General features: G+C 43.1%; 23 protein-coding genes. 8 read left to right on the forward strand and 15 right to left on the reverse strand.

Annotated elements, in window-relative coordinates; translation table 11 throughout:
* Positions 1 to 135 precede the first annotated feature (135 nt).
* The 14 genes from BW980_RS02775 to BW980_RS02840 all read right to left on the reverse strand — a co-directional run bounded on the left by BW980_RS02775 (position 136) and on the right by BW980_RS02840 (position 16,378).
* Complete coding sequence (locus BW980_RS02775; RefSeq protein WP_076453406.1) at positions 136 to 642, reverse strand: hypothetical protein; 507 nt, start codon at positions 640 to 642, stop codon at positions 136 to 138.
* Complete coding sequence (locus BW980_RS02780) at positions 630 to 6,398, reverse strand: fibronectin type III domain-containing protein (RefSeq protein ID WP_175609838.1); 5,769 nt, start codon at positions 6,396 to 6,398, stop codon at positions 630 to 632. Before BW980_RS02780 ends, BW980_RS02775 begins: the two co-directional genes overlap by 13 nt.
* 69 nt (positions 6,399 to 6,467) lie before the next feature.
* A complete protein-coding gene (locus BW980_RS02785) occupies positions 6,468 to 8,900 on the reverse strand; it encodes a TonB-dependent receptor (RefSeq protein ID WP_076453408.1) in 2,433 nt (810 codons plus the stop codon).
* Positions 8,901 to 9,397: 497 nt separating this feature from the next.
* Positions 9,398 to 9,694 (reverse strand): hypothetical protein, encoded by a 297-nt coding sequence (locus BW980_RS02790; protein WP_076453409.1) that lies wholly within the window; start codon positions 9,692 to 9,694, stop codon positions 9,398 to 9,400.
* Between the two features lie 198 nt (positions 9,695 to 9,892).
* Complete coding sequence (locus BW980_RS02795; protein WP_076453410.1) at positions 9,893 to 10,411, reverse strand: hypothetical protein; 519 nt, start codon at positions 10,409 to 10,411, stop codon at positions 9,893 to 9,895.
* Positions 10,412 to 10,416: 5 nt separating this feature from the next.
* Entirely contained in the window at positions 10,417 to 10,680 is a 264-nt protein-coding gene (locus tag BW980_RS02800; RefSeq protein ID WP_076453411.1) for a hypothetical protein, read from the reverse strand.
* 227 nt (positions 10,681 to 10,907) lie between these two features.
* A complete protein-coding gene (locus BW980_RS02805; RefSeq protein WP_076453412.1) occupies positions 10,908 to 11,363 on the reverse strand; it encodes a hypothetical protein in 456 nt (151 codons plus the stop codon).
* Positions 11,364 to 11,365: 2 nt separating this feature from the next.
* Positions 11,366 to 11,584: a hypothetical protein gene (locus BW980_RS02810; RefSeq protein ID WP_076453413.1), complete on the reverse strand. Its 219-nt coding sequence runs from the start codon at positions 11,582 to 11,584 to the stop codon at positions 11,366 to 11,368.
* Positions 11,565 to 12,053 carry a hypothetical protein gene (locus BW980_RS02815; protein WP_076453414.1) on the reverse strand — a complete coding sequence of 163 codons (489 nt, stop codon included), beginning with the start codon at positions 12,051 to 12,053 and terminating at the stop codon, positions 11,565 to 11,567. Before BW980_RS02815 ends, BW980_RS02810 begins: the two co-directional genes overlap by 20 nt.
* A 186-nt stretch (positions 12,054 to 12,239) precedes the next feature.
* Entirely contained in the window at positions 12,240 to 12,734 is a 495-nt protein-coding gene (locus tag BW980_RS02820; protein ID WP_076453415.1) for a hypothetical protein, read from the reverse strand.
* 116 nt (positions 12,735 to 12,850) lie between these two features.
* Positions 12,851 to 13,231 carry a hypothetical protein gene (locus BW980_RS02825; protein ID WP_076453416.1) on the reverse strand — a complete coding sequence of 127 codons (381 nt, stop codon included), beginning with the start codon at positions 13,229 to 13,231 and terminating at the stop codon, positions 12,851 to 12,853.
* Positions 13,232 to 13,252: 21 nt separating this feature from the next.
* Positions 13,253 to 13,477, reverse strand: a complete 225-nt coding sequence (locus BW980_RS02830; protein WP_076453417.1) for a hypothetical protein — start codon at positions 13,475 to 13,477, stop codon at positions 13,253 to 13,255.
* A gap of 556 nt (positions 13,478 to 14,033) precedes the next feature.
* Positions 14,034 to 14,570, reverse strand: a complete 537-nt coding sequence (locus BW980_RS02835) for a GNAT family N-acetyltransferase (protein ID WP_076453418.1) — start codon at positions 14,568 to 14,570, stop codon at positions 14,034 to 14,036.
* The gene (locus BW980_RS02840; RefSeq protein ID WP_076453419.1) at positions 14,567 to 16,378 is read right to left on the reverse strand and encodes a M61 family metallopeptidase; all 1,812 of its coding nucleotides are present in this window, start codon (positions 16,376 to 16,378) and stop codon (positions 14,567 to 14,569) included. The genes BW980_RS02835 and BW980_RS02840 overlap by 4 nt, the downstream gene beginning before the upstream one ends.
* Before the next feature lie 143 nt (positions 16,379 to 16,521).
* Between BW980_RS02840 and BW980_RS02845 the strand changes: the two genes are divergently transcribed.
* The 3 genes from BW980_RS02845 to bioD are packed head-to-tail and all read left to right on the forward strand — an operon-like array spanning position 16,522 to position 18,677.
* On the forward strand, positions 16,522 to 17,673 hold the full coding sequence (locus BW980_RS02845) for an aminotransferase class I/II-fold pyridoxal phosphate-dependent enzyme (RefSeq protein ID WP_076453420.1): 1,152 nt from the start codon (positions 16,522 to 16,524) through the stop codon (positions 17,671 to 17,673).
* Position 17,674: 1 nt separating this feature from the next.
* Positions 17,675 to 18,058: a putative signal transducing protein gene (locus BW980_RS02850; RefSeq protein WP_076453421.1), complete on the forward strand. Its 384-nt coding sequence runs from the start codon at positions 17,675 to 17,677 to the stop codon at positions 18,056 to 18,058.
* 1 nt (position 18,059) lies between these two features.
* Complete coding sequence (bioD, locus tag BW980_RS02855; protein WP_076453422.1) at positions 18,060 to 18,677, forward strand: dethiobiotin synthase; 618 nt, start codon at positions 18,060 to 18,062, stop codon at positions 18,675 to 18,677.
* A 6-nt stretch (positions 18,678 to 18,683) separates the two neighbouring features.
* On the opposite strand, the gene BW980_RS02860 is transcribed toward bioD, so the two are convergent.
* On the reverse strand, positions 18,684 to 20,309 hold the full coding sequence (locus tag BW980_RS02860; protein ID WP_076453423.1) for an ArnT family glycosyltransferase: 1,626 nt from the start codon (positions 20,307 to 20,309) through the stop codon (positions 18,684 to 18,686).
* Between the two features lie 75 nt (positions 20,310 to 20,384).
* Here BW980_RS02860 and bioA point away from each other — a divergent pair, with 75 nt between their 5' ends.
* The 5 genes from bioA (at position 20,385) to bioB (ending at position 26,210) form a co-directional block, all read left to right on the forward strand.
* Complete coding sequence (gene bioA, locus BW980_RS02865) at positions 20,385 to 21,686, forward strand: adenosylmethionine--8-amino-7-oxononanoate transaminase (RefSeq protein ID WP_076453424.1); 1,302 nt, start codon at positions 20,385 to 20,387, stop codon at positions 21,684 to 21,686.
* Between the two features lie 9 nt (positions 21,687 to 21,695).
* Positions 21,696 to 22,883: a beta-ketoacyl synthase N-terminal-like domain-containing protein gene (locus tag BW980_RS02870; protein ID WP_076453425.1), complete on the forward strand. Its 1,188-nt coding sequence runs from the start codon at positions 21,696 to 21,698 to the stop codon at positions 22,881 to 22,883.
* A 72-nt stretch (positions 22,884 to 22,955) separates the two neighbouring features.
* Positions 22,956 to 23,534, forward strand: a complete 579-nt coding sequence (locus BW980_RS02875; protein WP_076453426.1) for a hypothetical protein — start codon at positions 22,956 to 22,958, stop codon at positions 23,532 to 23,534.
* Between the two features lie 4 nt (positions 23,535 to 23,538).
* Positions 23,539 to 24,975 (forward strand): flotillin family protein, encoded by a 1,437-nt coding sequence (locus BW980_RS02880; RefSeq protein WP_076453427.1) that lies wholly within the window; start codon positions 23,539 to 23,541, stop codon positions 24,973 to 24,975.
* Positions 24,976 to 25,115: 140 nt separating this feature from the next.
* Positions 25,116 to 26,210 (forward strand): biotin synthase BioB, encoded by a 1,095-nt coding sequence (gene bioB / locus BW980_RS02885; RefSeq protein ID WP_076453428.1) that lies wholly within the window; start codon positions 25,116 to 25,118, stop codon positions 26,208 to 26,210.
* Positions 26,211 to 26,263 lie beyond the last annotated feature (53 nt).

Genomic DNA, 26,263 nt, shown 5'->3' on the forward strand with positions numbered 1-26,263 from the left:
AGCTATGGGTGAGATGGCGCGCTGGCAAAGCAACGCAAGAGTTGCTTTACAGGGGTGTTTTGAACATGGCATGGGCGTGATGCTCGCGCTAGTGGGGGCTTAATCATTTTTTATTTTTGTTCACCTTTCCTTTTATTAAGCTATATCTTTATCATCCTCCGGGATCAGAGGGTCGGGCAAGGGTTTGTCGATATTATAATATACCCTGCTGGGCACACTGACTTCGCCATTCTTATAAAAGGTTCCTTTTATGGCATCACCGTTTAAGAGTATTTCCCCTTTAAAGATTAATTCAATATTTTCTCCATAGTAATAGTTCCATTTCATTTCTATTTTGTTGTTATCCAATAAGGAATACTTTCCAATCGAAACTGGGTCGTTGCCTTTTTCTATTATTTTTCTTAAATTCTCAAGTTTCATATTTCTATTAGTCACAGGTATGTTTCCAAATAAACAATTTGGGTTATTTCTGTCATAGTCCGATGCAAATTGTGTTACTTTTTTTTTATCGTGTATATATAAGTACGTATTTATTAAAGATTTACTGTAACCCCCTTGTACATCATTTTCAGTGATTACTTCCATCGGGACTATTGTACGATATTCCTTACCTATTATATTCATTTCTATTAATATTTCCATTTAGACCAATCCATGTCATTTAAATCAATGTTGTTTAAGTTCAAATCACTACCATCTTTAAATTTTACCACTGAAATACCTCTATCTCTTAAATATTTAATTTCTTTGGCAAAACCACTTGGTTGAAAAAGACCAGTAATCTCATTTTTTACATATTTTCCATTTTTCCAGGCCTTAAATAAATCTTGATGAATTGGGTTTGTTGTGAATATGATCTCAATTTTATCCTTATTAGCGATTAAGAAATCGAGGTACTCGGCATTAAAATCACCAAAGAAATTTTTTGTGTTGGGGGAGCTCGCCATTACATCGGGCATATTAAGCATGGAAATACTCCCTGGTTCGAAATCTGCAGCATTTTTGTCGGCGAACCGATAATTTTTATACATCGCCAAGCGGTCTAGGACATCTCCTGTCCCCAACTCATTAGTTGCCCCCGCAGTTCTTGAGGGATTGTAACTTCCTAAATAAGCGTTTAGCTTATCCACGTATCTTACAAGGGTTCCTTTGGGCCCAAAATCGAAACTCGTTGTATTTTTTTCTAAACCATGAATAAGTTTTAAATCTTGGATTAACCTTTCATAATCCGATGGGTCTTTTAAGGGGTTTATTAGTTCATCGTTTTTTGTAGGCAGAATTCCCCAGCCTAAAAATTTACCTTGTTCAATATCGTAGAAAAGTAGTCGGCCATCGTTTTTATCAGGTGCCAATTTTATATAAAAATTTCCGTCTGCACTAACATATTGTGTATGTGAAATAGCAGAATTAGACCCTAAGTTCCAAAAGGTTCCGGCTCTATTTTGTTTTGTAATTGAATTTGAGTCATCCCCAATTTTATAGGTGAAGGATTTGAATTGGCCCGAAATACTTTCAATGTCAAGTAAATTGTCTTTTTTTACCAATACCTTGCCTGCATTGGATTTGAGTACATTCTTGCCTAAAATTCCTTGAAGTCTTGTTTCGGCCTTTGCCGTCTCTTCGGCCAACTCGTCAGATTTGCCGAGTTTTATTACGTCCTCCTCAATATTTTTAAAACCCGTGGCTGTTTTTTTCGCTAATTTTTTATCCTTGGAAAGTAGTTTAGTGGCGTCCTCGGTTCCTATCTTTTTTACTAGGGCCTTATAAGTTGCCAGTGCTTTTATGTGCTCGTTGGGGTCGGGGAGTTTTTTTGCGGTATCAATGGTCATTACGGTTGAACCAATGGTCCAACTAGTTTGTAATAAGTTGGCTAATTCATTTGCCTCTTCCTTTGTGGTGCCAAACCTTGCCTGAATAAAGCCTGATGCGTCTTCTCTGAAGCCGGGACTCGAAAAATAGGGGTCTGTAAAAGTGACAAACAAATCGGCGTAAGCGGGTAACGTTGCCCATGTTAAAGCCCCCTTCGCTGCCAGAATTTCTGCACCAGAAAAATATATGGATGCGGCCGTTAACGTATTGGTTACAACATTCTGGGTGATAGCATTTTTCTTTTTACCATCTAGGAATAACAGAAATGCAGCGGGGACCAGAGCTTCTTGTCCACAAACTACTGCTTCTTTTGAATTACAATCACCTTCGGTCCCGACAAACGAGATATCTTTATAAATCTGAATCGATACAAGATCAAAAGGCTTTAGTGTTGTATCTATGGCATATTCCATACATACTGTACTTGTGTTATTTCCATAATAACCGGTAGAGTATATCTTTTCATTGACACAACACTGCTTTAGGCTTAGGTCTCCATTGTTAACTTCATTAACAATTAATTTACTATTATCTCGAACCTTATTAAAGAGCCAAAGAAATTGTTCATTTTGTACATCCCAAAAGAAACGACCATTTGAAAAGGCTTCGATTGTTGATATGTCATAAGCATTTTCTTTGCTAATATGATTCCTTTCTAGGGTCAAATCTGTCAAATGAAGGATAAATTGGGTGAAATTGTCTCCCTCTAGAACATCGTCTATTCCTTCGAAAAGGGCTTTGTAGAGTGGTTTCCCATCAATGTTATAAGTCGCATCGGTCAATCCATTTATAAAGGCCTCACTGTTTTCAGGAGTAATGGAACGAATTATTTTCAGGGCTAAAGCTTCAATATTGTAATTGAAGCTAGTCCAATAGCCAAGCATGGGACCCGAAGCGATTAGTCTTAACATATTTAACCTTTCGGACACTGTTAAAAGTGAAATTTGTGCTTCACTTAAATTATAGGCTATCTGAATAATGGCCTTTCTGTCTGAAGATGTTTTGATGTAAGCTTTTGCATCAGAGTAATAATCAACATAATTATCATAGGAGTCTCTAAATTTTTCGAAAGCGGCCTTGCTTCTATCCCAATTTCCCTCGTAGTATTCAGCTTGTTGCCATCCAAACAGTTGCGCTATACCTTTTTCTTCAATTTCCTTGAGAAATAAGGTGTCGCTGGGGGAGTTGCAAATCAAATCGGCAATTTCTCTAATTACTTTTTGGGTATCTTCTTCAGTTATATCTTCGTATTTTGTAATAAATTTTCCCCCTTCTGCGCATAAATCCGGAAGGCAATTCGTAGAGATATTAACTTGCTCAATATTGTTGTTAAACTCGTCAAAGGATATGTTGTTGGTTGTAGAGCTTACATATGCGTAGGTGGACCTATAAGTTTTATTACATTCCCCTGGGACATATTCAAATAAGTAAACGATGTCATTTTTGTCAATAGTTAATTCCTTGTTCTGATATTCAGTCTTTGTTATTTCTATCCCTGAATCATTGTAATAGCCCTTAAATTGCCCATCGGAACGATATGCTGCCCAATATTTGGTCCCGTTACTTAATTTAAAACCAGGTACAGTCCCTTTGGGGCTTATGTTCTCTGTATTGGATATGATGGTTGTTGAATTCTTGATGAAAAAAGGCTTCCAATCCGGTGTAAACCAAGTTTTACCGGCAATCTCCCCATCCTCCTCATCTTGAAAGATGTAGAATTTAAGGGCCGGGTCATGGATCTGGGCCCAATGGGTATGGGGCAGTTGATCTCCACTTCCATAATCCATGAGCCAATCGGTTTGATTTTCAGACATGTCATATTCAACGAAGGGGTGCTGAAGGGCGAAAATACCATGGCCTATTTCGTGGGCCAAGGTCTTGCTCTTGTCTCCGTTCTTGTCTTCTTCTTTATCTGGGTCACCGGCAAATACAAAGCCCATTTGCCGCTGTAGGGGCATGAATCCGCCAATAGAGCGAGTAGGTTCTATGTCGTTGAAGACCAAGATGTAATAGGTGTCGGTCTTATAGTTGGGCAATTGCTTCACCTTGTTTACGAGCATCTTCTGTTCCTCGTTATAGGCCGCGGCCCATGCACTTTCGCCTACATCCAATTTTTGGTTGCTTCCTAGTTCGTCCTTGGTGACGGAAAGGGAAAGGCTCTCGCCGAACTCAATATGGGCCACCGCTTTTTTGAAGATGTCGGAAACCTTGGATTCGATATTGCCCAAAGAGGCGCCGTTAACGGAAACCAGGGCCACTTTTACAGTGCGTTCGGATAGATGCCAAAGGGTAAACGCCCCGGCCGTAAGCTGTTTTGTACTGTCGTCCTTGTCGGGTACGACTGCGTAGATTACCTCGTTTTCGAAGGTAAACCTGCCTTTCAAGGTCAAGGTAGCCTGATTGCCCTTGAAGGTCGTGGGGATACTGTCCCCATGCTTGGTCTTGAAGATGACATCCGATACATTGTAGGCATCGTTTTTAATGTCGATTTTGGCCTTTATTTTGGTGCTTGCCCTATTCTTTACGGCATGGTGGGTAAGCACATAATCGTTGCCTTCCGCATCCTTTATAACCGTGTACTCGTCCTTGAGCTTTCCTATTTCGCCCTTGGGCATTATATCCATGGCATACGTACCCGCTTCGTTAAAGGTGACCAGAACACCTTCTGCCGTCAAGGATTCTATTTGGCCGTTGTTAGCTACACCTTCCACGGTATCCGGGCTTATGGCCCCGCCAGTAGCAAGTGATCCCCCTTCGGTTATTTTTCCTTCCGCATCTATGTAATAGGTTTTCCCTTCACTGTCGGTAATCACCATATCGTCGCCTAGGGGTTCTGATTTAGTTGCCCCCGTATTGGGGTTGGTAATAACGACCTTACCACCTTTTATTTTTATATCTTTCTTAGACCTAAGGGCCCAGTTGACCCGAATTTCATCTAGGTCGTTATCTCCTTCAAAAAATTCCCCCACGGCATCAACGGCATCTTCTACCGTATCGACTGATTCGTCTATGTCCAAGATATTCTTTAAACTCGGGTCGTAGGTGGTGACTACCGTACCTTCGGCCAATTTCTTGTCGGTATTGATAAGCACATTGGTAAACTCTACGCCCACTCGAATGCTGTTCAAATAAGGGATGGTCACATAGCCCGTGCCCGTAAATCGGCCATCGCTACCGCTTACCGTTAAAATGTTTATGGGGAAGTCGCCCGCCATAAACTTTTCACCGGAGGAGATGCTGGGCAGGGGCTCTTTGTTCGAAACATCAAAATCGGGCGTTATGCCACAGTCGTAGACACTGGCTTCGTCATCGGCGATAAAGGTGGTAAACTCCTTGGCCATGCTCCAATCGCTTCCGGTCACCGAGCATTGTTTTTGCAGCTGGTATTCGTAGGTAGTGCCCGCCTTAAGGTCCCACAAGGTGGTTTGGTTCGAAGTGGTCTTGTTCATAAACCACTCCGCTCCCTCTAGGTTCTTTTGGCGGTACCGCACCGTATATTCGGGCACATCGGTAGCGAAATCGTCCCAAAAGATATTGGCATTGGTACTGCCCTTTACCTCGTGGTTGATACCGATGGGCAGGTCGCAGGTGCCGGCATAGCTGAAGGAATAGATTTCGCTATAGCCCTGGTTTTTGAAGAGTCCGATTTCCTCGACCCCTTGCTTGGCCTTGGCCTGTACGCGCCAGGCGTAGTTTTTTCCCGAAAGAAAAAGCGGGTCGGCCGGACCGTATACGTAGGTGGTGGCAGTAGTCCTGACCTGAAAAACGGGCGGAGAGCTTAAAAAGGCCTGTTGCGGGTCTACCTGGGTATCCCAGATCTCCACGATGCTCAGTTCGTATTCCACATTGCTCACGTTGATGTGGCGTGGCGTCCATTGGAAGACGATGTTCTGCGGATTGGTTTCGGCTAGGTTGGACTTGTTTCTCGGTGCGACCAGAAAGGGCGGTTCGTTTTGAAAGACAACGCTGGTGGCACAGCTTTTTTGCGACAGGCGGTTGCCCGTCAGTACATCGTACACCTCAAAACAAAAGGAATAGGCGCCTTCGGGAATGGCCTTTCCGTATACGTTGGGCGATATTCCGCTAATGTTTTCGAAGCGAAAGTACGGGGCCAGTTGTACGTTGGTGAGTACCAGGGGCACGCCTCCCTCTAAATAGAGCTTTTCGGCACCTAGCACAACATCTTTACTATGAAAGCTGATACCCCCGCCCTCAAAATAGGTACGCAGGCGTATCTCGCGGTTGGCGATCTCAAAATCGTTCAAGATGATCTGCACGCGGAGGGGACTGCTCAAGGTACTCGCATCGGCATAATCGGAAAAATAGATGGGAGCCGGCGGGGTTACCTGAGGAATCACCTGAACGGGAAAGGACTGGGCGGTTGCCGGGAGGCAGATCAGGGTCAATAGAAAGAAAAAGAGGGCATGAAAAAGAACAGTTTGCAGTCTGCAATTTATGTCTCGCAAGAGGCCACGGTAATCTGTCAGCGCTTTATTGAAATGCTGCAATTGTAACCTGCTGTTTTTCATGTTTTTTATAACTCTGTAAACCATTAACTACTTAATGTTTTTAATTTTCTTAGTGCTAATTACCACTACCTACTGCTTATTAATATATCTCAGTTCAAACAGTTCGGGGTTGACTGTTTTTAGCGATTTTTTGTAATAGAAATCGATAATCTCGTTTTCTAGATAGTATTCCAGTTTTTCTTGATTTTCGGTGGTTTCATAAAGCTCAAAGGCTTTTAGGGCCTTATTTTGCTTGAACTCTTGCAAAAAGCCTGTGCCTTTCATTATTACTTCCTTAGAGGTGAACTCAGCGAACTGGGTTTCCATCCACCTATGCCCTACCAGTTTTTGTAAACGGGTCTCCCGTTCTTCTAAGAGCGCTTCGTACCGTGGCACCAGTGCTTTGTCCTTGTTCGTATAGTCTTCTGGGGCCTTCCCGTTCAAGGGGTGTTTATCGGCTTCCAGTTTTTTGACTACGAAGAGCTTTTCCAAGGCCATGTCTATTTTCTTCATATCGTCTTTTATCGACATTACTACGTTGTAAAGGGCATCGTCATAAATGGTTTGAAAATCGTTGAAGGCGTAGAGTTCCTCAAGAAAAATAAGGGCTTGTTCCTTATACTTCTCCTCTCGTTTTTGCTCTTTGACAGTGGCCAAAAGGATTTTTAGCTCGTCTTTTTTAAACTGGGGAATATTGGCAAATTGTGAACTTTCGTATACGTTGGTCAGCTGCTCGTTCAGTTCGGGTATTGTACCGCTGTAGGACACATTGCGGTAACGGAAACTCAGTATGCTCTCCCTGTTGCGAGGATTACCTTCGTTAAGGCTGCGCCTATTTCGGTCGAGGTCGAGTTTGAAGTTGTCAAAGGCATAACTATAGCCGAAGGTAATGGTCAGGTCACGCCCTGTATTCAGTTCCGAATTCCTGAAAAGCATTAGAAAATTAAGGCTGAGGTTGTGTTTTTTGTACAGGGTATAGTTGCTGCCCAGCCTAAAATTAAAGACGTTGTTCTGTTGCTCCCCGTTGGCGAAACTCGTATTGTACGAACTTGAAAAGTTGGTACGCAGTTGCTTGTCGAAAAACTGCTTGCCGATGGATAGGGTGGGGCCAAGGGTCATGTTGTCGTCCTCGGCCACGGTATTGTACGAAACATTGGCCGCCAAGGAGATGTTGAGGGCCTGCTTGGGGTAGCCCAGGGTATAGCCCGCCATTCCGTTGTAGAAGGAGTTTTCCCCGCCTTCAATGGTTTCGCCTTCCTGTTGGTTGGTGCTGTTTTGATAGACCAGGTTAAGGTTGGTGCTGTGCTGTTTGGTCTCTGTTTTTTTTAGGATGTAGTTGATGCCCAAGTTGGCATTTTGTGAAATCTGGCGATAGTTCAGCGTGTCTATATTGTCGTAGGCCCCTACTTGGTTGATGTAGTCGAACTGGTCGCGAATATTGGTGTAGGATTGAAAGTTGCTGTAGGATGCATTGAAGCCCAAACGGTCGGAGGCCGTGTAATTGGCGTTGACGGCACTTACGATGCGCTGTTGGTCCGATGATTTGGCCTTGTTCAGGTTATCGCGCTGCAGGCCGGCGTTTACGCTGAGGTTGAGTTTGTTGTCGAAAATGGACTGGCTCGCGTTTACCGTAATGTTTTCGAGGTCGTTGTTGAAATAATAGGCGCCCAGGGTCTTGTACTCGGGGTCGATGCGTTCATACCCTAGTCCCAAGGTTCCGTTGCCCGCGGGGTAATCGAAAGAAGCGTTCAGGGCCTTGTAGTATTGGGTGCTTATGTTTTCTTTTAGGAGGAAGGACAGCAGCCCAGTAGATGAAGGGACTTCGGTCAGCCGAGTGTCTTCGGTAACGCCAGAGATGGCGTATTCTATGTGCATACTGGCCTTTTCGAAAAGCCGGAATTCCGATTCGAAGGAGAGCACGGCATTGTCTTTGGGTGAGAGTCCGAGCTCCAAAGGAAAGGGAGTTTTTATGGAGTTCTCCTCGTCGTTGGCCTTAAAGAGAATGAGCCCTAGTTTCATAAAGTCGAAATCATAGGCGGTCTTTACGCCATAGCCCATACGTTTGTAGGCGGTTAGGGCCTCGGGGTGTTCCTCGTTGTATTCGGTGGCCTTTAAAAAGCGGCCGTACATGGCGCTTATTTGAAATTTCCCTTCGGGGTTCAGATCAAAACCCGCACCGCTAAATTGATGCCCTGCCAAGGTATAAGGCGAAAAGGTCATGCTTACGTCGCCGATATGTGCGGTAGCCCATTTGTAGGAAGGGTGTAGGCTCAAGCGATTAAAGTTAAAGGGGTTGGGGAAATTGAACTCCTGGTTCGAATAGGTAAACGATAGCGGAATATTGTACACCCCGGCAATGTTGAAGTTTAAGCTTCCGGTGAGATAATAGGTCAGTGCCTGTCGGTTGGCGGTACCGTCATAGTATACAGCATTGGCGGATACACCACCATTATATCGGAGCCATTTCTCCTTGCCCAATTGATCAAAGTTGATACTTTGGGAAAAACCAAGTGTACAACACATAAGAAGGGGGACTAATAATCGGTACAATGATTCGTATTCTTAACGCGTTAAATTTAAGTTAAAAAGCGAAAAATACTACAAAAATTTCGATGAAATGTAATGAATCTTAGATTTTTTTAAATAAAGGTACTGTATTTGTAATGAGGGAATTATGTCTGATATATTGTAAATATTGGCGTTGTAAGGACTACATGATATTTCATATTTGTGTAGGATGTTTTATTTTAATGTAAGTATTTATTACATGTAGTTGTCCACTCCCGGTCTGACTTGGGGGCGTGTGGCCAGTACCGAAGACAATTCCAAATGCATACCTGCGAACTGGCCCTAAGGCTGGGAACATTCCCCGCCCTTCGAAGCCTTGCACTGAGTCTGCCGAAGTAGGGGGGGGCAAGCGCGACGCTTGCGCTGGTGGAGTAAATTATTATTTCTCTTACATGCTATATATTCATATTTCTTAATTATATACTCCCTAACCTTAATTTGAATGACGTTTTTTATTGCAAAAAACTCTGCAAAACGGACAGTTGAAAAAGAATGTTCTTGTTCGATGTCTTCTGATAGTTGGTTACGCTACGGTCATATTTCCATAAATTATACAAATCTCCATCAATGATGATTTCGATATAAAACCCTATATCTCCCTTGATGTTAATGGTTATATTGTTTTTCATATACCTTACTCCCCAAAAAGGGCCATGGGCAGTTTCTTCCAATAGTATAAAATCAGGAAAATTGTCTTGAAAATACCCCTTTACAATTTCATTGTTTTCTGAAGCCCAATTTCCTGCCATAATATTTTCCGTAAATCATTCTTTTATAAAACTATTAGGGTCGTTTAATTCCTTGCGGGGTTGCCATGGGCGTATGCCGACTGGCCGAACACGACGGCAGCAAGGCATAGGAGTGAAACTATGTACAGGTAGTTGTTTTTCATGCTACGTGAAATTTTTCGTGTTTATGTACTCCCCAGGGAACTAAGGGAGGCTCAATCATTTTTTATTTTTCTTTGCTTTAAGTTCATTAATATGATAATGTAAACAGCTAAAACCTATTAGGCACAGTACAATAAAGAGGATGCCTTGTAGCCAGAATGCTTTTGTGTTAAACATTTTTTCATGAGGCAAAGCATAAAAATCTTTAACTTCTTGGTTATGCCAAACCCAAATTGAGTCATTTTTATCAACAGGTTTAAAGCCTCCGAAAATGCTATCTTCTTTGCCGGCATTCATAAAATGAACAAATTTGTCATTGGATTCTCTCAGGTCTACTTTTGATTCTAAAATTTCACCATTTTCCACAACATCATATATCAACCGGTATTTTGTATATTTTAAACCTCTTGTGCCTGATGATAAATCAACCACCTCCTTTACTTGAACCTTTTTTAAGCGATAATTACTTTTTTGACTAATGATATAAAAATTTTGGTATACCATATACAGGGATATTGGTAAAGCAAATACGTTGCCTACCAATAGAAAAATAATTATCTTTTTGATGATTTGCATGCGCACTAATCTCTTGGGTATATTTTAATTTCATTAGTTACAGTTATGCTTTTTTGCCAGTCTACCAGTGTGAAATTTAACATGCTTGAATCTTTGGTTTTAATTGCTGCTCTGCCAGATAGTACAACGGGAGGGATAGACACGTTTCCTTCAAATTCTTCCGTGTCAAATTTATATCTTAATGACCCTTGTAGACACCCAATTGCGCTACCCGAAATTTCAATGTCCACTAATTCCTCTGCAACTAAAAGTTTTGCACCAAGTTCCACTTCGAGACATCCTTTTGCCGTTAGTTGAATAAAGGGATTATCATTTTCAAAAATTGAACTCTCTACTTTTTTAAAACGTTCTACGCCACCTGTGGCATTAAAATGTAAAGAAGCCCCCCGTTAGCGCGAGTATCCTGCTCGTGCCCACTCGGTTTTTATTATGCTTAGTGGCATAGCTTTTAAATTGTTCTGAAACCGATTTGAAACACAAAAACATGCAGGTGACATTACAAAAACTCCCCTTCTTTTTTTATAAACTTTATTTTTTCTGCTTTGAACGGGAACTGAGATAGGGGTTTGCGCTCTTCCCAGATTTCTTCCAATTCTTCCTCATTGACTTCAATACTGGCATCATCATTTCGGTAAGGAAACCCAAAATGGTCATATGCCTCAAAATCTAGGTTTTCTAGATATAGGCGAACTTTATTTTCTTCTTTCAGATTTTCATTTTGAAACAGTGTAAAATGGAACCCGTTATATTTTGCTTTTGTACGAACCGTAAAAGCGGTTATAAGGTCTTTATCCTCTATTTCAATAATTTTGCTGTATTTAGTGCCGCTCTTGGTAAAACCGTATTCTCTGGCTTTGTCGTTCGAGGTTATCAATTTCCATCCTTTTAATGTATCCAATAGAATACACTCCATGTCTCGATATACACCATAATACGCATCTCTATAGTTCATGTCTAATTAACTCTAATAAATTTCAATTCATTATCAATATCAACTATTCTAGCCCTAAGTATTTCAGTACCATCATTGAAAATTTCAAAAATTTCAGCACCTTCTGTAAATTCTACTTGATTGGTTAAATGCCATTCGGGAGCACCCAATACGCCATTTTTTCCCGCACTAAACCCCTGCAGGGAATAGTATTTTCTTTTATTAAGCCATATCTTTATCATCCTCCGGGATCAAAGGGTCGGGCAAGGGCTTGTCGATGTTATAATACACCCTGCTGGGTTCACTGACTTCCCCGTTCTTATAGAAGGTTCCTTTTAGGGCATCACCGTTTAACAGTATATCTCCTTTAAAAATTAATTCAATATCTTCTCCGTAATAGAAATTCCATCTCATTTCTATTTGGTTGTTATCCAATAAGGAATACTTTCCAATCGAAACCGGGTCGTTGCCTTTTTCAATAGATTTAATAAGATTTTTTTTTCTTATTTCTGATAAATCGTTTTGAATCGTTCCATAAATATTACCATTGTTATCTTTCCTATCTATTGAGGACCACCTAACAACTATATTGTCATTATATATGTACAGAAATCCCCATGTGAATTCGGTATAAATAGATCCTTGAACATCATTTTCTTGTACTGTTGGGGTTGACGTCATTTGACGATATTCTTTACCTATTATCTTCATATTGGTATTTCCATTTAGACCAATCCATATTACTTAAGTCCACTTCATTTCTATTTTACATTTAATCCTTTATTCTTTAGTTCGGAACCTTCCTAAGCCGATTGACACGGGCGTGAAGCTCGTGCTGGCGGGGCATATAGTAGAATTAACAAGTAAATAAGCTTAATTTTCATTAGTTTAACTTTTCTAAGAATTTTTTTTACGTTTTTGAATTTGATAACGAATAATATACCATACACAAGGCGGTAAGAGTATCCACGTTATAATATTAACATAAGCGTCAATTTGTCTTATTGAATATAGTTTGGGAAATTTTTCGGAAGTTCTTATTGAAATTGCACCGTCCATAGTATTATACCATACGGGTATTTTGAGCTCATCTTCAGGATAACCGTCCGTTGTCCATATTTTTTTCATTGACTTTTCATTAGCAAAAACTCTCTTTTTTGTTTTAAATTTTTTCAATGTTCCATTGAAATAGTACAAATCTCTACCTCCGCTGCCGGATCCACTAGTCTGGCTCTCATATATTAAAACATCTTTGCTAAAGTACTCTGTAGGATAAATTGTTGCGTATAACCATTTTAATTCCGGAAAATCGTGTAGCAACCCAAAGAATAGCCCAGAAAGTGCAAAATATACTACAATCCAACTAAAAACGTATTTTACTCCTTTACTCATATTTAGGTTCTATTAATTGCACTTTTTCATAAAATGGTTCGGTTTCAAGTTTTAAACCGGCAAAAACCACATAAGCACTGGCATTAAAATCCATCCAAACACCCTCCCTTAAAAATTCAGTACATATGCCATCTTCCTGCCTTGGTAATTGAACCCATAAACCATTTCCAACTGGATATAATTTTTATTCGCATCGATTTTTTAATAGTCTCAAAATGGGATTCGTCACGGGATGTTGTTGCATTTTTAGCTAGATAATCGCTAAGTGCCCACTCCATATCGGATGCGGAGAAAAACGACTGCAATAAACCTTCGATTTCTTTGTAATTGATCCCTTCTTTTTGGGTGGTTTTTTTTATTTTAAGTGGTGGATCATAGGTTTGGAAGGTTAAATCTATCGGAGCGGTGTATTCTACAACTATGCCTAAATTTTCTTTTTGCCCCTGAACAGTAAAGGCATATAGTAGAATTAACAAGTAAATAAGCTTAATTTTCATTAGTTTAACTTTTCTAAGATTTTATTTTTTGCGTTTTTGTATTTGGTAACGAACAATATAAGCTAGGCTAGGTAGTAACAGTATCCAAGTTATAATGTTAACATAAGCTTTAATTTGCCCTATTGAATATGGTTTGGGAAATTTTTCGGAAGTTCTTATTGAAATTGCACCGTCCATAGTATTGTACCATACGGGGATTTTAAGCTCATTTTCAGGATAACCGTCCGTTGTCCATATTTTTTTCATTCCTTTTCCTGTATAAAAAACTCTCTTTTTTGTTTTAAATTTTTTTAATGTTCCATTGAAATAGTAAAAATCTCTACCCCCGCTGCCAGCTCCCTTGCTCTGGTTTTCATATATTAAGACATCCTTGCTAAAGTACTCTGTAGGGTATAAGGTTGCGAATAGCCATTTTAATTCCGAAAAATCGTGTAATACACTATCTAATAGCCCGGAAAGTGCAAAAAAAAACGACTATCCAACTAAAAACGTATTTTGTTCCTTTACTCATAGTTAGGTCCGATTGAGGAAACCCCTACAGTACCATTATCAGATGCCTTTAATTCCATTTTTGGGTCTAATCCCATTTTTGCGTTAAGTGATTTCTGAAGGGATGGCATGTTAAATATACTTTTAACAAAGAAAAATACTACAAATTTTTCGACGAAATACTGTGTTTTCAACGATTTTTGGCTAGGGCTTATTGTGTTTGTAATCAGGTGGGTATGGTTGGTGAATCAAAAATATGGAATTGGTAAGGACGACGGGTCAAATAAGCTGCATGTAGGAATGTTCGGGTTTTTTATAGGTATCGAAAACGCACGATTTTCCACTCCCGGGCTCCCGATGTATAGGTGTGCAGTTCTTTAAAACCGATAGCATAATGGGCTTGCAAAGAGCGGGTGTTGCCCGCATCGATCTCGGTGATAATACTGCTGAAATCCCTTTTGGTCTTGGCCTGCATGGTTTCGTACAATTTTCTGAAAACGCCCTGTTTGCGAAAGGCCTTGTCGATGCAGACCTGACCCATAACGATATAGTTTTCCACAGGGGGAAGAATGCCTTCGATCTCGTCGAACATAGGTTTTAAGACCTCGATGGCATCCGAAAACCTAGGGTGCATACAGAGGGCATAGCCGATGACCGCATGCTCCGATTTGGCAATGATATGGGGGCAGGTATCGTTCATCGCCTTTAAGGTGTCGAAGGTATGCGCTACGGTTACAAAGCCTTCTTTTTCCTTTTCGGGGGATGACACCCTAGAGGCCAGGTTTCTTTCCTGAAGGGCGAGGATCTGCTTCAGTTCGTCATCGGTCGATGCCGTGGTATAACGTATCACCGCCCTTGGGTTTTGAGCCAGTCGTTTCTTTGGCGCAATTGTTTTTTTGACGGCTTGCCGCCTTCCTTCTCCATTAACAAAAGCCGGTAATCGGGATTTGCCCCTAGAACCACCGTACAACGCTTTTCTGTCCCAAAACGCTCGAAGGTGACCTTTAGGGTGTCGCCGACCTTGAGCTTTTCGATGTAGGCGCCGAACTGTTGTCCATCGGGAAAGCCGCTCCCGTTGATGTCGGTAATGATATCGCCTTTGTCGAGTCCGGCTTCATAGGCCGGTGTACCGATTTTGGGGTTCGACCGGATTTCTCCGTGGCCATCGCCATTTAAGGATACTGCGGCCCCAAAATAGGGCGCTTGCGGATTTTGCTTCAACTCTACCCCCACAAGGCTTAATAGCGTTGGGTAATCGGGCATTTCGCTCTTGTAGATGTACTTGCCGAAGAATACCTCGGCAAAATCGCTTCCGGCATATTCGGCCAGTGTCTGCCGAAGGTCCTCTATAGTGTACGGTTTTTCGGTTTTTCCGTATTTCTTCCAAACGAGTTTCATAAAATCGTCGAGGTTGAGTTTTTCCCCGCGAAGCGATAAATCCAAGGCAAGACCAAGGACACTTCCGTACGAATAATAGGAAATAAAGGTGTTTTCGCGGTTAACGGGGTCTACCGAAGTGGCCGCATCCACAAAGGGGGCTTGGTAGCTCATCTCGATAGGGTTAAAAAATCGGCGTGCCGGGGAGTTCCATACATAGTTGAAGGTACCTGAAATGCCTTCCACATATTTTTCCGGGGAGATAATGCCCGCCCTACAAAGGATCAGGTTGGTGTAATAACTGGTAAAACCTTCGGCAAACCATAGGGCCCCGCTCATATTGGCCTCTTCAAAATTAAAGGGTTCCAACGATTTCGGGCGGATGCGCTCCACGTTCCACGCATGGAAGAATTCGTGGGAAACGGTACCGATATTAGCTTGCATTCCTCCTTCCGAAAGGCTACGGGTACTGGTCAAAACCGTCGAGTTGCGGTGTTCCATACCGTCACCGGAAGCATTTGGGATATAGCAGGCCAGAAAGGTATAGGTACCGTAGTCGAAATCGGGCAGTTCGCCATAGACCTCTTTTTCCGCAAGCACCACCTTTTTAACCTGTTCAAAATAGGCGTCGAGTTCCTCGTCCGTGCCGTTGTGGTGCAGTACAAATCGTATGCTCTGCTGCTTTCCGTTATGGTACACTTTAAATTCACGAACGGAATGGTCGCTGATCTCCGTTGGACTATCCATAAAATAATAGAGGTCTGGGGCGGAATAGGTAGTGCCCGAAACCAAGGGCAATTGTGTGGCTACCTTCCAGTTTAAATCTTCCCGAACCTTAAAATCCACTTCAATTTTTCGATCGCTCAGTTCGGGGGCATACATGAACGTGGCGGGTATGTTCAAATGGGCATGGGTTTCGTCTACTTGCGAATAGGTTCCTCCTCCGCGGTTGGCAAATAGGGTATAGCTAATGGTGATGGAGCCGTCGTGGCCCACCACTTGCCATTGATAGGGATCGGGGCGAAAAACCTCAAGGGCCTGCCCCTTGCTGTCCCATGCCTTAAAAAGGTATACGTTTTTTGCAAATTCGTGCAAGGCGTAGCGTCCGGGTGAAGTGCGGCTCATACGAAAAGCGACCGTGTCCGTTTTCAATTCCGGAAAAATGCCTTTTACGACCGCTTCGTGGTGTACGGCATTCCCAAAGGAAATTTCGTAATGGTTGGTTTGGGCATAGAGAATGCCGGCGCTAATACACAGAAGGAAGGATAAAGAGAATTTCATTAAATCAGGATTGTGGATGTTCAATAGGTTAAAGGTATAATATTCGTCAAAAAAACGGTAGAATAGGGCGAGGAATAGAAAGGACCTTGATCCGGATGCGCGCCGTGGTTTTTCTATTCGTTCAAAGATGCTACATTTGGGTTATGGTAGACCTGCCCGAAAAATTAGCGAAAAAGCTAAGCGATAGAAATGCTGTTAATGCCTTAAGGAGCTTGCCCGCATCCCATGGTTTGGTCGATTTTTCGTCCAATGATTATTTGGGACTTTCACGGAGCCAATCGGTTTCTACCGAAGCCTTGCGTCTTATGGAAGGGCATAAGGTCTTGCAAAACGGGGCAACAGGTTCGCGTTTGCTTTCGGGGAACCACCCTCTTTATCAGGCTTTGGAAACCGAGCTGTGTCAATTTCACCGAGCCGAAGCGGCCTTGGTCTTTAACTCGGGTTACGATTCCAATATCGGCTTTTTTAGTTCGGTGCCCCAACGCGGCGATGTTGTTTTTTATGACGAGTACATTCATGCGAGCATTCGCGACGGTATTCGTATGGGCCATGCCAAGAGTTATAAATTTAAACATAACGACCTCGACGACCTGAACAACAGATGCCGGGTGGAGCGGAGTCGAAATCTCGCCGGCACCGAAATATACGTGGTGACGGAATCGGTTTTTTCCATGGATGGGGATGCCCCCGATTTAAATGGTTTAGCGGCCATATGCAAAGCCCAAAATTGCTGTTTGGTGGTCGACGAGGCCCACGCTCTTGGCGTCTTTGGAAGCCATGGGGAGGGCTTGGTGCAGGCCTCGGACCTGCAAGACAGCGTATTTGCCCGCCTAGTTACCTTCGGGAAAGGTGTGGGCTGCCATGGTGCGGCGATTTTGGGCAGCGAGGGCCTAAAGTCGTACTTGGTGAATTTTGCCCGTAGTTTTATCTATACGACAGGGCTTCCGCCCCATTCGATAGCTTCCGTACTATCGGCCTATGGCCATTTGAAGGTGCCCGTCGATGGGTTGGAAAAACTAAAGCATAACATTTCCTATTTCAACCGTAAACAAAGTGATTTGGACCTGAAGGAGCAATTCATCATCAGCGATTCCGCCATTCACTGTTGCTTAGTTCCCGGGAACCACAAGGCCCGGAACATGGCCAAGGCCATTCAAGATAAAGGCTTCGATGTTCGTGCGATCCTTTCGCCTACCGTTCCGGAGGGGCAAGAGCGATTGCGGATCTGCCTACATAGTTTTAACACCGAAAAAGAGATCGATAATCTACTGGAAGAAGTGGCCAGCTTATTATAATATGAAAGAGAAGTTTTATACCATTGCCTCCTTTGAATATCCCTCCGACGTTCAAATACTGAAAGGAAAATTAGAGTCCGAGGGCATTTCTGTTTTTCTCAAGGATGAGCATACCTTAAATTCCGACCCGCTCATCAGCAATGCCATTGGCGGGGTCAAATTGCAGGTGTACACCGAAGATAAAGAGAAGGCCATTGAAATATATAACGAGGTTAGGGCATATGCCCTAGATGATAATGGGAATTTAGTGGTTTGTCCGAATTGTAAAATGCAAAAATCAGAGGTGTATTATAACAGAAAAGGAATTTTATATAAACTTTTCCCTTTTTTTGAAGAAAAAAAATACAAATGCCTACATTGTAACATGATAACAAAACCTCAATAGCATGCAGCAAATTTTTGTGACAGGAATATCTACCGAAGTAGGAAAGACCATAGCTTCCGCGATTATTGCCGAAGCCCTTGAAGCGGATTATTGGAAGCCCGTTCAGGCGGGAGAGCTGGATCATACCGATAGTGACAAGGTGAAGTCTTTGGTTTCAAATGATAAAACGGTCATTCACAAAAGCAGCTATGAATTGAAAACGCCTATGAGCCCACATGCGGCGGCGGAAAGGGACGGGGTATCCATAGACCGACTTGATATTGTTTTGCCCGAGACGGATAATGCCTTGGTGATCGAAGGAGCAGGGGGAATTTTGGTTCCTTTGAACGAAAACGACACCGTGCTAGATATCATTATGCCTACCTACCATGTTGTAGTAGTGTCTAGACACTATTTGGGCAGTATCAACCACACCTTGTTGACCGTGGGTTGGTTGCAACAAAAGGGATATGATGTCTCCATACTCTTTAGTGGGGATGCCAATCCGGAAACCGAAAATATCATCCTGCACAAAACAGGGGCATCCTTGATCGGTCGCATAGATGAGGAGCCTGTTTTTGACAAGGCCGTCGTTAAAAGATACGCCGATAAGTTCGCTTCTATTTTAAAAACGCTCTAGGTAGGCTCAGTCTATTTTTACCAGGGCCAAATCTACCTTGCTTATGGTGAATTCATACAAGGGTTTGCGCCCTTCTAAATTCTGCTTGTTGAAAATATAGTAGCCGGGCAACTCACACTGATCTGTATTCATTACGATTGACTTGCGAGACATTTCTAGGTATGATGCCGTTTCGTACAATTTGAACGGTGTTTGTATGTGGGTCCGTAAATTTTCTTGTGTAAACACGTAAAGGGGAGTTTGGTCCTCGCCAATGATTTTGTAAATATCTTCGGCATAGCTCTTGTGTGCCGCGCCGGATGAGGTCAAGGCCTTCATGGGCAGGGCCACATGGTCAAAGACCAATCTACAGAGTACGATAAAGGTAATAACAAAAAGGTGTTTGGTATATCCGATGGTCTTATGGTGAAAAATAAGGGTGAGGATAAGAAGCAGTCCGAAAAGCGGCATGGTGTATTTTAGATGGGGTAAAATGGAAAAATAGCCCACAAACGGAATGACCAGACAGGCAAGGGCGGCAATGGCCATGATTGCCTTAAAAAGAGTGTGATAGGCCTTGTGTTTCCAGTTGGTTTCTTTCAGCTGAAGAAACAAAGGGTAGCTCAATACGGTTACTACCATGGGGAAGAACATATAGGTGTACCTGATTCTAGCTCCGGGAGAAACCCAATACACCAAAAAGTTGGCGATAAAGGCGATGACCAGAAAAACAAGGTAGGGTCGTGCCTTGATGTTTTGTATCTGTTCTTTTTTCCAAATAAACAATAGGAATAGGGTAGAGGGAAAGATTACGCCCAAGAAATTCAAGGGAAACATGAAAAGATGTTTTATGATTCCCTCAAACCGGTCGCTGAGTAAGGTGCGTTGTTGTGTTAGTCCCCACATTTCCGAAATATATCTGCCTAGGTTCTCGTAACTTCCATAGATGTAAAAGTAGAAATAGACCGCCGCCATAGATAAGAGGGCGCAAAAAATATGCGGCCAAGAGAAAAGTCGCTTGAGGTCTTTTTTATACAACAGGTATGAGCCCAAGGTGATTATTATAAAGGCGAAAGAGGCAAAACCCTTGGTTAAGAAAGCAAGGGTAATAAAAAAATAGGCAGCACCAAAAAGACGGTAAAACCGCTTCTGTTCGTAAAAATGAAAGATGCTGAATATGCTAAGGGTGACCAGTAAGGAGTAAAAGATATCGATTTCGGCGGTTACCGAAAAATAGAAATAAAGGTCGGCACAGACCAAGTAATAGAAGGCGCTTAAGATGCCGAATCTGGTGCTAATGTATTTTCTGCCCATGTAAAAGGATAGAATGCCCGTGAGCAGAAGTGACAATGCCGAGGGAAAACGAAGGGCAAAGGTGTTATAGCCAAAGAGCTTTATGCTTCCGGCGAGTACAATGTTCCATAATGGTGGGTGGTCGTAAAAGGTTTGGTTTAGAATGGTAGTGACTACAAAGTTGTTGTTCAGCAGCATTTCCAGAGCTACCAGTGCACGCCGTGGTTCTTCAGAATACAAGGGTGCGAGGTGCAGATTGTAAAAAAGGGATATCGTATAGAGGACAATGATTAAAAACGATAGCCGATATAGGTTTTTTGTATTGGTCGGGTGTAAAAAACCGACGTCAAAAAATTTCATTTTCCTTTGATTTTTCTAGGCTAAAGATCAACAAAATACTTCAAAAAAAATGTTTTAATTTCCCATCTTTGCATTATGAAGAAGGCAAACGGGTCAGAAACCCTAGTAAGGGAAAGTTTATCGCTTAGGGATAAAAAGCATTTATGGCATCCTTTAACACAGCATAAGTTGCATCCTGACATGTTAGGGATCGTCAAGGCGAAAGGTGCGGTTTTGTACGATGAGGATGGAAGGGAGTATATAGACGGTATCGCTTCTTGGTATACCAGTGCCTATGGTCATTGTAATACCTATATCACTGACAGGGTCTATGCCCAGATGCAAAAATTAGATCAAGTGGTCTTCAGTGGCTTTACCCATGAGCCTGCCGTAAAACTGTCGGAAGAGCTGATAAAGTTACTGCCCGAAAACCAAGAAAAGCTTTTCTTTTCCGATAATGGCTCCACAGCTACGGAAATCGGTATTAAAATGGCCTTGCAATTCCATTTTAACCAAGGTAGAAAACGCAAGACCCTACTGGCCTTTGAAGAGGGTTTTCATGGGGATACCTTCGGGGCGATGTCCGTTTCGGGATTATCGGTTTACAACGGTCCCTTCGAGGAGTTTTTTATTGATGTGGAACGAATAGCCGTGCCCACAGATGAAAATATTGAAGGCATTCTGGCACAATTGGAAGCCAGGTTGCAGCAAAACGACATTGCAGGGTTCATTTACGAGCCTTTGGTGCAAGGTGCCGCGGCCATGAAAATGCACAAAGCCGAAAACCTGGACCGGATTTTGGTGCTTTTGAAAAAGCACGGGGTGCTTACGATCGCCGATGAAGTAATGACGGGCTTCGGTAAGACTGGAAAGGCTTTTGCTTCCGACCATATAACTTCCAAGCCCGATATCATATGTATGTCGAAAGCCTTAACGGCGGGACTGGTGCCTATGGCAATTACAAGTTGTACCCTAGAGGTGTACAATGCGTTTTATAGTGATGACCTGGCAAAAGGCTTGTTCCACGGGCATACCTATACGGCCAATCCCTTGGCCTGTAAGGCGGCTTTGGCAGGTTTAGACCTGCTACGGTCACAAGAGATCCAAGACAGTATCAAAAGAATAATCGCCTCACACCAGGACTTCGATCTTAAAATAAAGAATCACCCCAAGGTGGCCCGTACACGACAGTGCGGAACCATATATGCGTTAGACCTGAACGTGAAAATGGAGCGCTATGGCAATTTACGTGACCAAATTTTCAGGCATTTTATGAATAATGGGGTATTTTTGCGGCCTTTGGGTAGTACTGTTTATATTTCTGCTCCATATGTCATTACCGATGCACAGCTACAGAAAATATATGCTACCATAGAGGATCTGCTGAACAGTATTTAAATCCAAGGCTTGAAAGAACGACCGATATCCATTACCGCAATAGGCTCAATTTCCCCATTGGGAAAAACTTCAGGGGAAACCTGGGCGAGCTACCTTAAAGGCAGCCATCTTTTTGAACAAAAGGATTTTGGTGAAACCAAGGAATGGGCCGCTCCCTTGTCAAAGGACTCAAAAGAGGAAATAGAACAGCTTAGGAATTCCGACAACAAATACAAAAGCCTTGACGATTCGGTCTTGTTCGCACTTTATGCCTCAAGGGATGCAATTGCCAAAGCAGGATGGAAGGCGGGCGATGGTTTCGGCGTCAATATCGGTTCATCGCGGGGGGCAACGGCACTCTTTGAAAAATACCATAAAGAATTCCTCGAAAACAATAGAACGGCAACACTCTCGTCGCCTACCACCACCTTGGGGAATATTTCGTCTTGGGTGGCACACGACCTAAAGACCAAGGGCCCCGATATTTCCCATTCCATTACTTGTTCTACGGCCCTTCATGCCGTTTTAAACGGAGTGGCATGGCTAAGAAGCGGTATGGCCAATAAGTTTTTGGTAGGAGGAAGCGAGGCGCCATTGACCCCTTTTACCATTGCGCAAATGAAGGCCCTTAAAATTTATTCGCAGTATCGGGAGGAGAAGGCTTCCGAAGGAAATGGGGGCTTCCCTAGTCGAGCCTTGGATTTTGAAAAGGAAAAAAGTACCATGATCCTCGGTGAGGGGGCTTCTGTAATTTGCATGGAAAAGGGACTGACGGAAAAGACCCTGGCCCTTATCGAAGGTGTGGGCTACGCTACGGAACCCTTGCGCCATAATATCTCTATTTCTACAGATGCCGAGTGTTTTCAGGCTTCCATGAAAATGGCCTTAGGAAAAATTCACCCCGATGAGGTAGATGCCATCGTAATGCATGCCCCGGGTACTGTTAAGGGCGATATATCTGAGTATAAGGCTATTGAAAAAGTATTCTGTAACAACTTGCCGTTTTTGACTACAAATAAATGGAAAGTAGGGCATACTTTTGGAGCGTCGGGAGCGTTAAGCATAGAACTGGCGGTCTTGATGTTGCAAGAACAACAGCTGATAAAAGTACCATTTGTTACGAATACTTCAGCACCGGGAAAGCTAAGGAAAATACTGGTAAATGCAGTAGGTTTCGGTGGTAATGCGGTTTCCATTCTGTTGTCCCGTAAGGTCTAGCCTGCTTTTTGAATTCGGTTGAAGTGAGATTATTCTTATCTTTAATCGCCAACCTAAACTTTTTTTTAGCTTATGGAACTAGGGTTCGAAATGATGACGTTGTTCGAAAAAATCTACTGGGTCACAGCCATAACGGCATCCATTATTCTCATTGTTTTATTGATAATGACCTTTATCGGAGGGGAGATAGACGACATCGAGGGCGATGTCGATGTCGAAATTGAGGGCGATACCGGTATAGAATTTCAATTTTTATCCTTTAAAAACCTTGTCGGCTTTTTTACCATATTCGGATGGTCGGGCATTGCGTGTTTGGATGCCGGAGTAGCAAAAGGCCTTACGGTGGTTATATCTGTCATATGCGGTTTGCTTATGATGTTGGCCATGGCCTCGCTCTTCTATTATTTAGGCAAATTACAGAGCAGTGGAACCCTAAGACTAAAGAATGCACTGAACCAGATCGGCGAGGTGTATTTGACCATTGGGGCCAATCGCAAGAGCATCGGTAAAGTAAGTATCAATGTGCAGGGCACGCTACGTGAATTGGAAGCATTGACCAATGCCGATAAAGACCTGGTGCAAGGCGATGTGGTCGTCGTAAAGGAAGTGACCGCGAACGGAATTTTAATTGTTGAACCCATAAATAATTAACTAAATGCTATCAGTACCCCTACAACTTGCGGGAAGCGCTTCGTTGCTTGCCATTGGCTTTGCCATTCTTTTCTTTTTTATCATTATCATATCGTTTATCAGACGGTACAAACGCTGTCCTTCCGACCGTATCCTTGTGGTTTACGGAAAGGTGGGAGAAGGTAGTTCTGCCAAGTGTATACACGGTGGTGCAGCCTTTATCTGGCCGGTCATCCAAGATTACGAATACTTGGACCTGACCCCTATTTCAATCGAGGTGAACCTAGTAAATGCCTTGAGTAAACAGAATATTAGGGTAAACGTACCTTCCCGTTTTACCATCGGTATCTCTACCGAGCCCGGAATCATGCAAAATGCCGCCGAACGTCTTTTAGGTCAGGGTATGCAAGAAGTGCAAGACTTGGCCAAGGAAATCATTTTCGGTCAGTTGCGTTTGGTAGTGGCTTCAATGGATATTGAGGAAATTAACTCGGATAGGGATAAATTTTTGACCAATATCTCACAGAGTGTAGAATCGGAATTAAAGAAAGTGGGTCTAAAACTCATTAACGTAAACATTACGGATATTGTTGATGAGTCGGGCTATATAGAAGCATTGGGTAAAGAAGCCGCGGCACACGCCATTAACGCGGCAAGAAAATCCGTTGCTGAGAAAAATAGGGACGGTTCCATTGGTGAGGCCAATGCCGTTCAAGATGAGCGTACCCAAGTGGCCGCTGCCAATGCGCAGGCCGTTGAAGGGGAGAACATTGCGAAAATTAATGTGGCGAATTCAGATTCCTTACGTCGTCAGCGTGAGGCCGAGGCCGAAAGAACTGCGATCGCAGCGGAAAAAGTACAGGCGGCAAAAGCTTTGGAAGAATCGTATGCTGCTGAAAAAGATGCGGAAATTGCAAGGGCCGAAAGGGTTCGTAGTTCACAAATGGCCGATATTGTAGTTCCTGCGGAAATCGATAAAAAGAAAGTGGAAATCGCCGCCGAAGCCGAAGCGGAAATGATCCGTAGAAAGGCGAGAGGTGAGGCCGATGCGATCCTTTTCAAGGCACAGGCCGAAGCGAAGGGGCTTTTTGAAATATTGACCAAACAGGCACAAGGTTTCGATGAAATCGTAAAAGCGGCAGGTGACAGTCCTAAAGACGCCGTACTGTTGTTAGTGGCCGACAAGCTTCCTGAATTGGTGAAAACCCAGGCCGAAGCCATCAAGAATATTAAAATAGATAAGGTGACCGTATGGGATTCTGGCGCCAAGACGGGTGATGGAAAAGGCTCTACCGCCAACTTCATCTCCGGAATGTACAAGTCCGTTCCGCCTTTACAGGAAATGTTCAACATGGCCGGAATGCAATTGCCCGACTACTTGAAGGGTAGGGAAGTGGCCGAAGCTGCCAGGGCACAGGAAAACGATGCGACCGAGGTCGATACGGAATCCGATAAGGAGTAACGCGATTCTAAATCATAAAGAACAAAGCCCGTGGATTCATTTTCACGGGCTTTTTTTGTGGGCTTGGGTATGATTGTTAGGGCGAATTTGGAATATCAATTTTAGAAAGGTTATTTTTGAACCGAGATTTCAATAAGACTATGAGCGAAACAAGACATAACTGGACGAAAGAAGAAATTCTTGAGATATACAATAAACCTTTGATGGAGCTGCTTTACGATGCGGCCACCATTCATAGAAAACATCACGATCCGAATACGGTTCAGGTTTCTACCCTACTTTCGATAAAGACCGGGGGCTGTCCTGAAGATTGTGGCTATTGTCCGCAAGCGGCCCGCTATCACACCGATATCGAGGGCAACGACCTGATGTCGGTTTCGCATGTAAAGGCCCAGGCGCTAAGGGCGAAGGCCTCTGGAAGTTCGCGTGTTTGTATGGGGGCGGCTTGGCGTAATGTAAAAGACGGGCCCGAGTTCGATCAGGTCTTAGAGATGGTTCGCACTATCAACAAGCTTGATATGGAGGTTTGCTGTACCCTAGGTATGCTGACCGAAAACCAGGCACAACGTTTGGCCGAAGCAGGTTTGTACGCCTATAATCACAACCTGGATACTTCTGAAGATTACTATAAGGATGTAATCTCTACCCGTGCTTTTGAAGATCGGTTAGAGACCATAGATAACGTTCGCAAGAGCAATGTAACGGTTTGTAGCGGTGGTATCATCGGTATGGGCGAGGCCGTTGAAGACCGTGCCGGAATGTTGGTGGCCTTGGCCAGTTTAAATCCCCAGCCCGAATCCGTTCCGATCAATGCCTTGGTTGCCGTAGAAGGTACTCCGATGGAGGATATGGAACCCGTTTCTATTTGGGACATGATCCGCATGGTGGCCACTACCCGTATCGTTATGCCCGAAACACAGGTGCGTTTGTCGGCTGGCCGTACCGAAATGAGCAGGGAAGGACAGGCTATGTGCTTCTTTGCAGGGGCCAATTCGATTTTTGCGGGGGACAAGTTGTTGACCACTCCGAATCCTGACGTAAACGAAGATATGGAGATGTTCAAAATGCTAGGCCTGAACCCTCAGAAGCCCTTTACCAAAGTTTCCCAACCCAAGACGGTGGAAGCTGGGGAATCAAAATTGAAGCCCTTGGGCGAGAAGCCCAAATGGAGCCGACCAGGGCATACCATAGAGCGTAACGAAGAAGCCAAGGCAAAGAGCAAAGTGGTAGATTAGTCATTTAAATTAATTTTAATAAAATCTTTCCACAACGTTATTTAAATTTGCCG

The sequence above is a fragment of the Zobellia uliginosa genome (assembly GCF_900156625.1).
GTDB classification, from domain to species: Bacteria; Bacteroidota; Bacteroidia; order Flavobacteriales; family Flavobacteriaceae; genus Zobellia; species Zobellia uliginosa.